12 protein-coding genes and 1 pseudogene are annotated in these 12,860 nt (G+C 42.3%); 12 read left to right on the top strand and 1 reads right to left on the bottom strand.

Features of this window, described 5'->3' with window-relative positions; translation table 11 throughout:
- Positions 1 to 17: 17 nt before the first annotated feature.
- From ASD40_RS25965 to ASD40_RS25930, 9 genes and pseudogenes are all read left to right on the top strand, one after another.
- Positions 18 to 1,037, top strand: a complete 1,020-nt coding sequence (locus ASD40_RS25965; RefSeq protein ID WP_057306015.1) for an MsnO8 family LLM class oxidoreductase — start codon at positions 18 to 20, stop codon at positions 1,035 to 1,037.
- Positions 1,027 to 2,343 carry an LLM class flavin-dependent oxidoreductase gene (locus ASD40_RS25960; protein WP_057306014.1) on the top strand — a complete coding sequence of 439 codons (1,317 nt, stop codon included), beginning with the start codon at positions 1,027 to 1,029 and terminating at the stop codon, positions 2,341 to 2,343. The genes ASD40_RS25965 and ASD40_RS25960 overlap by 11 nt, the downstream gene beginning before the upstream one ends.
- A 39-nt stretch (positions 2,344 to 2,382) precedes the next feature.
- The gene (locus ASD40_RS25955; protein WP_057306013.1) at positions 2,383 to 3,219 is read left to right on the top strand and encodes a transporter substrate-binding domain-containing protein; all 837 of its coding nucleotides are present in this window, start codon (positions 2,383 to 2,385) and stop codon (positions 3,217 to 3,219) included.
- A gap of 21 nt (positions 3,220 to 3,240) precedes the next feature.
- Positions 3,241 to 3,942: an amino acid ABC transporter permease gene (locus ASD40_RS25950; protein WP_057306012.1), complete on the top strand. Its 702-nt coding sequence runs from the start codon at positions 3,241 to 3,243 to the stop codon at positions 3,940 to 3,942.
- Positions 3,943 to 4,284: 342 nt separating this feature from the next.
- A complete protein-coding gene (locus ASD40_RS39285) occupies positions 4,285 to 4,410 on the top strand; it encodes a hypothetical protein (RefSeq protein ID WP_321166614.1) in 126 nt (41 codons plus the stop codon).
- A 32-nt stretch (positions 4,411 to 4,442) separates the two neighbouring features.
- Positions 4,443 to 5,171, top strand: coding sequence for an amino acid ABC transporter permease (locus ASD40_RS25945; protein ID WP_327205308.1), 729 nt, complete (start codon positions 4,443 to 4,445; stop codon positions 5,169 to 5,171).
- On the top strand, positions 5,168 to 5,920 hold the full coding sequence (locus ASD40_RS25940) for an amino acid ABC transporter ATP-binding protein (protein WP_057306010.1): 753 nt from the start codon (positions 5,168 to 5,170) through the stop codon (positions 5,918 to 5,920). Before ASD40_RS25945 ends, ASD40_RS25940 begins: the two co-directional genes overlap by 4 nt.
- A 58-nt stretch (positions 5,921 to 5,978) precedes the next feature.
- Positions 5,979 to 7,051, top strand: a pseudogene (locus ASD40_RS25935) (NADH:flavin oxidoreductase).
- 52 nt (positions 7,052 to 7,103) lie between these two features.
- On the top strand, positions 7,104 to 8,336 hold the full coding sequence (locus tag ASD40_RS25930) for a M20 metallopeptidase family protein (protein ID WP_057306009.1): 1,233 nt from the start codon (positions 7,104 to 7,106) through the stop codon (positions 8,334 to 8,336).
- A gap of 292 nt (positions 8,337 to 8,628) precedes the next feature.
- Here ASD40_RS25930 and ASD40_RS25925 read toward each other — a convergent pair whose 3' ends face one another.
- Entirely contained in the window at positions 8,629 to 9,339 is a 711-nt protein-coding gene (locus tag ASD40_RS25925) for a hypothetical protein (protein ID WP_057306008.1), read from the bottom strand.
- A 271-nt stretch (positions 9,340 to 9,610) separates the two neighbouring features.
- On the opposite strand from ASD40_RS25925, the gene ASD40_RS25920 reads away from it, so the two are divergent.
- The 3 genes from ASD40_RS25920 to ASD40_RS25910 all read left to right on the top strand — a co-directional run bounded on the left by ASD40_RS25920 (position 9,611) and on the right by ASD40_RS25910 (position 12,793).
- The gene (locus ASD40_RS25920) at positions 9,611 to 10,051 is read left to right on the top strand and encodes a CBO0543 family protein (protein WP_057306007.1); all 441 of its coding nucleotides are present in this window, start codon (positions 9,611 to 9,613) and stop codon (positions 10,049 to 10,051) included.
- Positions 10,052 to 10,577: 526 nt separating this feature from the next.
- A complete protein-coding gene (locus ASD40_RS25915) occupies positions 10,578 to 11,339 on the top strand; it encodes a hypothetical protein (protein WP_156390193.1) in 762 nt (253 codons plus the stop codon).
- A 623-nt stretch (positions 11,340 to 11,962) separates the two neighbouring features.
- On the top strand, positions 11,963 to 12,793 hold the full coding sequence (locus tag ASD40_RS25910; protein ID WP_057306005.1) for a DUF427 domain-containing protein: 831 nt from the start codon (positions 11,963 to 11,965) through the stop codon (positions 12,791 to 12,793).
- The last annotated feature ends 67 nt before the right edge of the window (positions 12,794 to 12,860 follow it).

Raw genomic sequence — 12,860 nt, 5'->3', positions numbered from 1 at the left:
GACATGAGGTGAATGGGATGCCTATTAAATTAAGTGTGTTGGATCGAAGTCCTGTCAATGAAGGAGAGGACTCGGTACTTGGAATCCTGAATACAGTGAAACTGGCGCAAAAAGCCGACGAATTGGGATTTCATCGTTTTTGGGTCGCAGAGCATCACGGATCAGACGTTTTAGTCAGTTCCTCTCCCGAGGTGCTGATCTCCCATTTGATTTCAAAAACAAAACGAATACGTGTAGGCTCAGGTGGAGTGATGCTCCAGCACTATAGTCCATTCAAGGTCGCAGAAAATTTTAATCTGTTGTCTGTTCTAGCTCCCGGCAGGGTAGATCTTGGTGTCGGAAGGGGGCCAGGGGGGTTGCCGACTACCACGCGTGCCTTGCTGGCAACTACCAATTCTGAGCCTGTATCCTTTACAGAGAAACTTGATTATCTGGATCGATATTTACTATCACAGGAGAATGAAGGACTACGTGCACAACCTGTCCCATCCGTCCCGCCTGAGTTATATGTGCTCGGAACTGGCGAATCCAGTGCGAAGCTGGCATCTGAACAAGGGCTTCCTTACGTATATGCACATTTCATTAACGGAGATGAGCAATTACTTAAGGATTCCTTGTCAGTATATAGGACCAAGTTCAATTTTGCTAAGGATAGAATACCCGGATTGATTTTAGCGATATCGGTTCTTTTCGCCGAGACCGAAGAAGAAGCTAAACGTCTGGCTGGGGAAAAGGTAACCTATAAGGTTCACCTGGATAGCGGAAAATCGCTTGCCATATATTCGTTGGAGCTTGCCCAACGGCTAGGAGAACAGGCAAATGAACCCTTTACGATTGAAGCCGCGCCGACGAGCATCATTTATGGAACTAAAGAGACAGTTTTAAGTAAAATTCAAGCTATTAGTCAACTTCATAACATTGAAGAAGTAATGATTTTACCAACGGCACATGAGTTTGAACAAAGGATTCAAGCCTATGAGTGGCTGTCTGCCGGTATTGAACACAGTAATGAAGGAGAAAAACTAAATGACAACTAATAAACAATTAAGACTGGGATTAGGGTTAGCCGGAGTTGGAACAAGCCAAGTAGCTTGGCGTAGACCCCAAGCCAATATTAAAGCAAGCGTAGACATCGATCATTACATTCGTCAAGCACAGAAGGCGGAGTTGGGGAAGTTTGATCTGCTTTTTGTCGCAGATGGCTTGTTTATTAATGAAAAATCGTTACCCCATTTTCTTAATCGTTTTGAGCCGCTTACGATTTTGTCCGCATTAGCAGCGGTGACCAAACATGTAGGTCTGGTCGCCACAATTTCCACCTCTTATAGCGAACCATTTAACATTGCGAGACAATTGGCTTCTCTCGACCATATCAGCAAAGGCCGTGCCGGTTGGAATGTTGTGACCTCGCCTCTGGAAGGTTCTGCTTTGAACTATGGCAAGGCACATCCGGAGCATGATGATCGCTACCATATTGCTGAAGAGTATCTTGAGGTTTTGAAGGGACTTTGGGATTCTTGGGAGGACGATGCATTTGTTGGAGACAAGGAAAAGGGAGTCTTCTTTGATCCGGCCAAGTTGCATACGTTAAATCACAAAGGTAAATATTTTTCGGTGAACGGACCTTTAAATATTTCAAGATCCCGTCAGGGCCAACCAGTGATCTTCCAAGCTGGAACATCTTCTATCGGTCGCAAATTCGCCTCGACCCATGCTGATTGCGTCTTCACAAACCTGGTATCCATTGAGAATGCAAGAGATTATTATCAGGATTTGAAGAAAAGGGCATCTGAATTCGGAAGAAGTCCCGAATCGCTTTCCATTCTGCCTAGCATTTCACCCGTTCTGGGCAAAACACAAGAAGAGGCGGATGCTAAATTCCGAGCGATCGGAGAGCTGCTCAGTCCGGAAAATACATTGAACTATTTAGGGCGTTTCCTTGATCATTTCGATTTCTCGTCGTTCCCGTTAGATGAGCCGTTCCCTGATATTGGTGATGCAGGGAATAATGCATTTCAGGGGGGGAAAGAACGCCTTCAGAGGGAAGCTAAAGAAAATGGCTGGACTCTTCGTGAAGTCGCACTGCATGTGACACACCCACGCCATCCGTTTATTGGAACTCCGGAAAAGGTTGCCGATGAAATTCAAAAATGGTTTGAAACCGGAGCCGCTGACGGTTTTATTGTGAGCCCTAGTGAAGAAGGCGCCTTTGAGGAATTCGTAGACCTTGTTGTACCAATCTTGCAGCAGAGAGGTTTATTTCGAACGGAATATGAATCGGATACATTCCGTGGAAATCTGGGGTTACCTATTCCACAAAATCGATATCAGACCGAAGTTTAAACTGGTATGTAACATAATAATCGCTGGGGGTAATTTTAGATGAAAGCTTTTAATTTTAGAAATATTTTGATTTCATTAATTACACTTATTTTTGCCATCTCTCTTGCAGGATGCGGGGCAACGAAAGATAAGGAGTCTACCATAGGCAACGGTTTATCTTCGACGAACAAAGACAATCCGAAGGTGATCAAAGTGGGTACCGCAGCAGTCGTAAAAAACGTATCCTTTCTTAACGACTCAGGTAAGCTGACTGGGTATGATGTTGAGGTTGTACGTGAAATCGATAATCGATTACCACAATATGAATTTAAATTTGAAACGATGGACTTTCCAAATTTATTTTTAAGTTTAGATGCCAGAAAAATTGACTTTATAGCGATGCATCTAGAGCAAAACGATGAAAGAAGAGCAAAATATCTTTTTAATAAAGAATACTATGATTCGTCAAAGTTATTAGTTGCTGTCAATGAATCCAATACCAGTATTCACTCCATTGAAGATTTGAAAGGAAAAACGGTTATTGTCCCGGCTTCCTCTAGTTCAGCCGCACTTGTCGAGAAATACAATAAGGAATATAAAGGTACGATCAAAGTGATATATGGTGATTATACGAATGCGGTAAATCAACTTAAAACTGGAAGAGCTGATGCAACGGTAATCGATTCGGGTCTGGCTGGAAGCTTGAATGGTGATGTAAATGCACAATTGAAGCTGGTGGGAGAGAATCTTCACACGGAATCTGGGGTATATTTCGCCTTTCGCCAAGAGGACGGGTCAGAGGTAAGCAATGCGGTAGATGAGGCGTTGAAGGCAATGAAGAAAGATGGAGCACTGAACAAATTGTCGAAGGAATGGTTGCAAAGGGATTTTCAATAATGTAAAAGGTGAGTCGAATGAATGGGAAATGCGTTTGATTGGCAATCGGTTTGGAAGTACTTATTGATTTTGTTGCAGTACTTGCCAGTTTCATTGGTGATTCTCGTAAGTTCACTGTTTGTTGGAAGTATTGTGGGGGCGATTTTGGCTGCCCCCCGTCTTTATAAATGGCCGATTGCGAATGGTTGGAGTGCAGCTATCATTTCCTTTTTTCGAGGAACGCCAATTATTATTCAACTCATCCTGATTTTTTATGGCCTACCCGAATTGATGAAACCTTTCGGGCTTAATTTAGATAGGGTCCCTCCTGCGATCTTTGTAATTCTAACATTCGGACTAAACAGTGGAGCTTCGCTAGCTGAAATCTATCGGCTTTCGGTCAATAGCGTTGATCGCGGACAGTCTGAAGCGGCAGCATCTGTTGGTATGACAGGCTGGAGTACCTTCTATCGCATCGTATTTCCGCAAGCCTTTCGTGTAGCTATGCCACATCTATCGAATGTCGTCGTGTCGAGTCTGAAAGACACCTCACTTGCTTTTTCTGTAGGCGTGATGGATATGATGGGGCGGGGGGAAGCGATCGGACTCGTATCTTATCGTTTGCTTGAAGTGTATATCAGCTTGGCCATTATTTATTATTTTATTTGTTTAATTCTTCAATATGTCTTCACGCGCATTGAGCGCAGAATGCAACGATATTCACGCGTCATGACAAGTGCTTGAAGCATTTTCAATTGATGGAAAGTCATGAAAAATAGCGAATGTCTACACGAAGCGGAGTGACTAAAAAGATGACAAAGGCATTTGTCATACATGAAAATGACAGCTGGGTTGAACCCTTAAAGCTAGCATTGGAAGAAGAAAATATTCCTTATGAGTTATGGCATCTCGATCATGGAATACTTGACATCAGTCAGGCTCCACCACAAGGGGTAGGACGGGAAATTCTAGTATGCCGTTCGTCTTGATACATCTGAAGGTTTTGAGCTATGTCCGGCTGATGCCTGCCAAATCGGCGATAGATTTTGTCCGGCACCGAGTCAGGCAGCAAAAGCCAAATTTCAGGTGATTACATCGTTTGAGAGTCCGCTTAATTCAGAAGCGGATGCTATTGCTGGCGTCGGAGGGATGAAGGCTATCGACAAGACGATGGGCAAGTACTTGCAAGAGCTGTACGCGGCGAAGAAATGAGAAACAGCCATAAATAGCCGCTATGCCAGAAGATTCAGGAGGCGATCTCCATCACTTTCGATTTATCATTTTTTTGGGAAGCATTAAATAAAATTATCGGTGCCTTGCCACTAACCTTATATATTACCTGTACGGCAGTGGGGATCGGTTTTATCATCGGGTTGACTGTTGCCATGATTCGTCTGAAGAAGACAGTAGTTCTTTATCCGCTGGCTGAGTTCTATGTTTCTTTTACCAGGGGAACGCCTGTTGTGTTGCATTTGTACATCGTATATCTAGGTCTTCCTACGATTTGGGACGCAATGGCAAACCATTATCACTGGGGCATTTATTCCAAGGATGTTTCATTGTACGTGTTGGTTGTGGCGGCTTTATCACTTACGGCCGGAGCCTATATGTCTGAAATTATCCGGTCCGGCTTTTTGGCGGTGCCGGATGGGCAACTGGAAGCAGCTTATTCGGTTGGCATGACGACTTTTCAGGCAGTTTATCGTGTGATTTTTCCGCAGGCACTTGGCGCGAGCCTCCCAGGAATATGCAGCTTGGTTATAGGGATCCTTCACGGTTCTTCTCTAGCTTATTTGGTCTCTCTGTTTGAGGTCAACGGGGTCGCGATGATGGTGGGGAGCCAAAGATGGAGCTTTCTTGAACCGCTATCTGCCGCAGCGCTGATCTACTGGGGAATCGCATTGCTCATAGAACGACTTGCAGCTGTCCTGGAGAAGCATTGGAAGACTTACAGCGGAGGGGGTGTGGTATGATCAAATTGGCAAACTTAAAAAAATCATATAACAAACTTGAGGTGTTGAAGGGAATTGATCTACTGGTTCAGACAGGAGAGGTGATGGCGGTTCTTGGTCCGAGCGGTTCAGGGAAATCCACATTGCTTCGCTGCATTAATTTTTTGGACAAGGCGGATGAGGGCGTCGTTACAATCGGGAGTACGATGGTTCCTTGTGACAAACCAAACAAGCGGGATGTGCTTCAGTTACGCCGGAAAACGGCCATGGTTTTTCAGAACTATAATCTGTTTAGGCATAAGACGGCATTGGAAAATGTGATGGAAGGTTTAATCGTTGCGCAGAAACAAAGCAAAAGCGCAGCGAAGGAAAAAGCTAAAGCTGTATTGGAGAAAGTAGGGTTGGCAGATAAACTGGACTCATATCCAAGTCAGCTTTCCGGGGGGCAGCAGCAGCGTGTAGGGATTGCTCGGGCACTCGTTTTGGAACCAGAAATTATTCTTTTCGATGAGCCTACCTCAGCACTTGATCCCGAGCGAGTTGGGGAGGTGCTCACTGTTATTCGAAATATAGCCAAGGAAGGCATTACAATGATGATTGTTACACATGAGCTCAATTTTGCACGGGAAGTTGCGAACCGCGTGATTTTTATGACGGATGGGGAAATCATTGAGGAAGGATCGCCTGAGACGATTTTTAGTCATCCAAAGGAAGCACTCACTCGTCAGTTTTTTCGCCGTTTTATTAACGATTATAGCTATAGTATTTAGACTTACATGCTCATGATGAATGCCAAGACCATTTACCGTTGAAAGGATATCATGAAAAATGGCAAATCAATTGTTGGAAACTGTACGAGACGGCTTGTTTAAGTCCTTTGATATTCCCAAGCTTTCCTTAAAAAATCGCATTGTCATGGCCCCGATGACAAGAGGCTTTTCCCAAAACGGGGTTCCTGATGAAAATGTTGCGGCTTATTATCGCCGACATGCGGAAAGCGGTGTCGGGCTGATCATAACGGAGGGAACGCTTATCGATCATCCAGCTGCTGCGGCCAATCCGAACTGGCCGCATATTCACGGTGAAGAAGCGCTTGCAGGGTGGGCGAAGGTCGTTGCCGCTGTCCGAGAAGGAGGGGGGAAAATCATTCCACAGTTATGGCATTTGGGGACCGCAAGAACAGTTGGTAGCTTACCTAATCCAGAAGCGCTGCCGATTGGTCCTTCGGGTCTGAATGCCGAAGGCAACAAGGTTAACGAACCACTTACAGAGAGCGAAATAGCTGATTTGGTGTCCACTTATGCAAAAGCTGCCGCCGCTGCAAAGCAAATTGGCTTTGATGGAATTGAAATTCATGGTGCGCACGGCTATTTGATCGACCAGTTTCTCTGGGAACAAACCAATCGGAGAACAGACAAGTATGGAGGAGATTTAAGAAGACGTACCCGCTTCGCAACTGAGGATATTCAGGCTTGCCGCAACGCTGTCGGTTCTGACTTTCCTATTCTGTTCCGTTTCTCGCAATGGAAGGGGAACCACTACGAAGCTAAGCTGGCCGAAACTCCGGAGCAGTTGGAACAGTTGCTTGCTCCGCTGGTAGATGCAGGAGTCGATGTGTTTCACGCCTCCACTCGCCAGTTCTGGCAGCCGGAGTTTGAGCATTCCCGATTGAACCTAGCCGGTTGGGCCAAACTGTTGGATCTGTTGCTTTGGAGCAAGACTTTTGGCAGCAGCCGGAACAAATCCAGCGCCTTGCAGAAATATTGGAGCAAGGAGAGGCAGATCTGGTAGCGATCGGCAGGTCACTTTTGTCTAATCCGCAGTGGATAAGCCAAGTTAGAGAGAATCGCTTGTCAGATTGGATAACCTATGATAGCAAAATCTTAACGACTCTAAACTAAGTACTCGGCCTTGCGTAAAGCAGGGCTTTTTCATAGAGAAAGGGGGAATACGATGACGGACAACATCCTTCAATACGTCGATTCATTAAAAGAGGAAATCATTGCCATCCGAAGGGAATTTCACCGCTTTCCAGAGGTTTTATTTGAGGTTTCCCGCACTTCCGCCAAAGTAGCCGATTATTTGAGAGGACTGGGGCTGGAAGTTCATACGCATGTTGGCAAGCATTTTGGCATGGGCGTGATTGGTGTCCTTAACAGCGGCAAGCCCGGTCCGACGATCGTTCTCCGGGCCGATATGGACGCTCTTCCGATTAGGGAAGGCCATCATCATTCTTTTCGCTCGGAACACGAAGGATTCATGCACGCCTGTGGCCATGATGCGCATATGGCGATGCTTATTGGAGCTGCCAAGGCGATCGTTCAATACCCCGATCAAATAGCGGGAATCATTAAATTTGTGTTTCAACCGGCTGAGGAAAGCGCAGTTCCGAGTCCGATTGACGGACGGATGATTAGCGGTGGCAGGGATATGATTGAGGCCGGAATATTAGAAGATGCCGATATTTGTTTCGCACTTCATGTATGGCCGGATCTCCCTGCAGGAACGGTAGGCATTCATCGGAGCCATGCTATGGCAGCTTCATCCCATTTTCATATCGCTTTTCAGGGTGTAAACGGCCACCACAGCACCCCTCATCTCGCGGTGGATGCTCTCTCTATGGCCACCCAGTATGTAACGGATGTTAAATACGCGATTGCGACAGAACTGGATCCATTCGATACATCCGTTTTATGTTTCGGCACTTTGCATGCCGGTACAGCGATAAATGCCATTGCAGGGGAGAGTAAGTTAAGTGGTACTTTTCGGGTTTTAAGCTCGGCGATGGTAGACAAAGTCCATCGAATATTGGAGAATCGGGCGGAGGCGGTGGCCAAAGCGTACGGAGGAAGTTACTCTTCTCAATATCGGCTCGGAACCCCCTTAATTAATCATGAGGCTGCTGTAGAACTGACATTACATGCAGGGAAAAAAGCGTTAAGGGCAGAACAAGTCGTATTGCTGGATAAGCCCAGTTTGGCTGGGGAAGACTTTGCTTTATATGTGGAGAAGATACCCGGAGCGTTTGCCTTTCTTGGGATGGGAGATCAGACCGAGGAAGCCGTATTTCCGTTGCATCACCCGCTGTTTGATGTGAACGAAGAGGTTTTAACTGTCGGCGTCAAACTTTTTGTTCAATGGGTGAGTGAAGCTGTGAGGAGAAATCGGGATCTGTCAAACTCTTAAAATGTTGGTCGACAGTGATGGGGACCGGAATGGTGGAAAGTAGATTTGGAGAGCGTACGCAATATATCAGAGTTGGATAGTTACTGGTACAAAAGTACAACGTAATTATAGTTCTGGATTTGCCTCTAGCTATGAGTTGAGGTAATTGAAAATTAGTATCTCAGTCTTTAAGAAGTAAGTGGTTATTATCACAATTTAAGAGTAAAGAGGGGGGACTAGATTTCCTCTTTTTTGTAGTTGTTTCTTGTTAGGTGGAAGAGACAGAGTCACAGATTAACTAAACTTTATTTTGTTATAGTTGTGTCAATGTAGGGTTATCTTGCAAAGAGTAGTTTAATAGAAAAATAATGGAATTTGGATCTGATGCTAAACTCGGGAAATATAAAAAAGTATTTCTGAATTTGGCAGATTCATTGGCACTCATAGAAAGCCATTTTAATAGTAATTCATCTTTTATTGGTAGATTGGATTTCCAGTCTGAAAGTGTATTGAATTTAATACTTACGAAGTGATTTGAGCAACTGCATTCAAAACCGCCGTTGCTCTTTTTATTTAGAGAGTTAAATGGTGTTTTCTTGCCACAGCTGTTACAAATATTCTTCAAATTACTTAAGTGATAGGGGCATTTATGTAATAGGCCAAATTGGTGAAAGAGACTATGATGGCCCATACCTAAACATTCTTCGCAAAAGGTGTGATCAGGACGAATGAGGAATGCAGCATCTTTTTGGTTCGGGAACATGCCAATAAGCTGCTTCATATAAAGATTTGTATGTTCATAGGGATTTAATCCAATGGCTTGAGTTATATTCTCTAAGTTATACTTATTAAATTCCGACAAATATTTATGTAAACCATTGTAAGACCTATTGATTATTTTAATAATATATTCATTTGAAAAATCACGAGATGTAAGAGCATTCGCATATTTGATTTTCTCGAAAATTGACCAAGCAGACTCGAAAGGATTCACCCAAGCCGGATTCCATGTGATTTGTTTCATTTATTAGTGCCTTTACTTTTTTTGGTAAATATTTTGGCGGATTTTATTTCTAGTTTTAATTGATTAAGTTTATTAAAATAGTTCTCTAATTCATAGCTAGTGAGTTCAACTGTAACAAGCGGAGCAGGGATATCAAAAAATATATGAAGCAAATAGTTTGATGAGTAGTGCAATAAAGAACGCATTTTTATTTACATGGACATGATGGCTTGGAATTGCATTAATCATTATACCGTGGGCAATTTGGTTTACGTTTGGAAAAAAAGAAAGCATGGGTCGTTTACTTTTAGCAGGCTTTACCTCTATGCTTCTCTCTTGTGTTATAGAGAGCATCGCTATATCGTTAGGAAAATGGTCATACCCGTTTACAGTAATTCCTTTTTTTCCTGTGTTGGATATTGTTTTTGATTGGTGCTTATTACCTGTAGCAGTCATGTTTTTTATTCAATTGAAACCCAATATTAATCCCTTGATAAAAGCAATTGTTTTTGGCTTGGTAGGTGCGTTTATTTTAGAACCTATTTTTGAAAAACTTCATTTTTACAACGCTAAAGGTTGGCATCACACATATGATTTCTTTATTCATTCTTCAATTTTTTTAATCTCCTTCCGGATAAGTACAATGAACAATTTCGGAAAAATCAAATCGGATGAAAATGTTAAACGGGAGTTTAACTTTAATTTTTTGCGTAGAAAAGAAAAAGTACGATAAAAGACAAGTTCTACCAAAGAACCACTCCGTTGGCAGGAGTGGTTTTGTCTTTATATGCTGATATATATGGTCAAAATGAACTTTGTGCTAAGAAATTACGATGAACCGTATCACAGAGAGAATTCTTAGACATTGAACTACCCTGAAAGTAGTCGACCAAGAATATAATTTTGATTCATCTGTGGTGCCCTGCGAGGGGCATGGATGGCTAACGGATAACTAGAGTTCAGGAGCTGCATTGAAGCAGCTCCTTTTTGATTTTTCTTTGAACTAAAAGTCAGTAGAGCGTGGTGGAAACTTGAGTTTAAGCTACCACTTTTTAACTGTACGGGAGTTTTACGCAACTATCAATGTATTTGCAACGTCTAAATATTTGGGATTATTTGTAATTTAGGCAGGAAGAGTGATAATTTATGCTTATTGAAGAAGAGATCATTTTTTTTCGATGGTTACTTTTTGCTTTTTACTAAGTGAGGATGCTGAGAAGATCAGATATAGACATAGTGATATGGGGAGGGAAGTTCAATTGAAGCATAGGTGGTTTTTGCTCACAATAATAATTTATTTAATGGTGGTAGGTTGCGACGTAAAGAATAATGATACGGCTACACAAGATGGACCTATAATAAAAGAGTCTAATCCAAATTTATTGACTTCTGCTGAACCCAATAATCCGGGTCAAATTGGTGAGACAAAAGAACAAGTTAGTGATATCTCAGCAATTATCAATAAACTCCTGGATGTGAATCATAAATACTCAGCTTTAGAAGGAAAGATCATAAGTACATTTGAGCCTACTGGAGAAAAGGAGCTAGTTGTACTTGTTATCGAACAGCCTAGCCGATTCTATGTGAAGCACATATTAGATTCTAAAACACCGGATCGATTTGAAGAGTCAATAAATGACGGAACAAATGTTCAAATTAAAGGATCTGATGGTGAAATAAGTCAATCATCTCCAGCAGATAATGGACTTGGACTACTTCTACCTATCGGTGGTGTAAACGAATTACTGAATCCAGAAATGTTTATTCACAATGCCATTAGTAGTGGTCAACCCACGTTAAAGGCTGAAGAAAAGTTCCTTGATCGTGATTCAACAGTTATAGTTATAGACCGTAAAGAAGGGAAACTGGGAAATAAGCTAACTATTTGGTTTGATAACAAAGCTGGAATTATCCTAAAGATTATTTTTTCAGATGGTGATAAGCCTCTACAAACTATTGCTTTTGATCAGATAAAATTTATCGACAAAGCTGATGAAGAAAAATTTAAGAACTTAAAGTGAAAAAACGTTCAACTAACGGAGAACGATAGCTTCATAACAAGATCTAGCAGGCTACCAGTGATAAATCTGGTGACTTATTCTGCTAACCGGCAGCAGGATAGTTTGGTACTTACTTAAACTTTACCAAGATTCCGAACAGCCATTTAGTAATATAAGCATGTAAAGACAACCGCAAGAAAGTTTGAAGTAAAAGGGGATTAAATTGAATAACGTAGATACTGCGGTTTTAAATAATATTGTTTGGTGGGATTGTTTGTGAGTTGCATGGACTTACTCAAACTTCAAGTGAACGTGTAGGGGGACTGCTTTCTAAAGCACCCGAATTATACCCCGATAGCTTACTTCAAGCAGTCATGCAACGAGTGAAGAAGTAAAAAATTTAATAGGTAATATAGAAATATTCAGTATAAAAGATAGTTTTGCAAATCTTATTATGGTTTCATTTGGTTTTAAAGGCAAAATGGATATGTTATTCACCGGTTGCCGACGTTGAAGAAATCAGGATTTTTTTTAATTCCAATGGTTTTAATCGGAATAATTCTTGTCAAATTATAGAAATGATGATATTATCTAATAATGATAATACATTATCTAATTATGATATAAATTGAGGAGGTATTACAATGAGTAGTTCATCAATTGAAGAGCAATCGTGCCAAACGTCAGACACTTCTAAGAAGAACATTAAAGTAGAAACGAATCCACGATGGGTTCGTGTCCGAGTTGGTGGAGAAACAATTGCAGACAGTAAGGGTGTACTGACGCTACATGAGCGAGGCCATCTTCCTGTCTATTACTTCCCCGAATCTGATGTTCGTCAAGATTTGCTCATACCAAGTTCACACAGTACGCATTGCCCGCTGAAAGGGGATGCCTCTTATTGGAGTATTCAGGTGGGGGACAGAGTCATTGAGAATGCGGTCTGGAGCTATTTGACTCCGATTCCTGAGAGTGAAGCAATTCGTGGGTATTATGCGTTTTATTGGAACAAAGTTGATCAATGGTTAGAGGAAGAAGAAGAGATCTTCGTACATCCGCGTGATCCTTATAAACGAGTAGACGCAATTGCCAGTTCACGCCATATACAGATCGTATTGAACGGTGTTACTGTCGCTGATAGCAAACGTCCGGTTATCGTATTTGAGACTGGTGTTCCTGTTCGCTATTATTTACCGAAGGAAGATATCCGGGAAGAAGTATTGACTGCATCGGCGCTGCTTACGAGCTGTCCGTATAAAGGAACGGCTTCTTACTTGAACGCTACGATTGAGGGGCAATTATACGAGAACATAGTGTGGAGTTATCAGAATCCGATTCCAGAAATCCCGAAAATCGCTGGCTTATACTCCTTTTACAATGAGCGTGTAGACGCGGTTTACGTAGATGGGGAAAAAGAGCCGGAGCCTCAATGGTACCGCTCTGCGCTTGATTTTTTTAATGCAAATGAAGTCTAATTGATCTTATATTGTCATTCAATAACTAAAATAATAGGATTGATCAAGGCTGACCTGGTCACAGGAA

Source organism: Paenibacillus sp. Root444D2, assembly GCF_001426375.1.
Taxonomy (GTDB): Bacteria; Bacillota; Bacilli; order Paenibacillales; family NBRC-103111; genus Paenibacillus_E.
The sequence above is the reverse complement of the archived record's forward strand: the minus strand, read 5'-3'. Positions and strand labels throughout refer to the sequence as shown.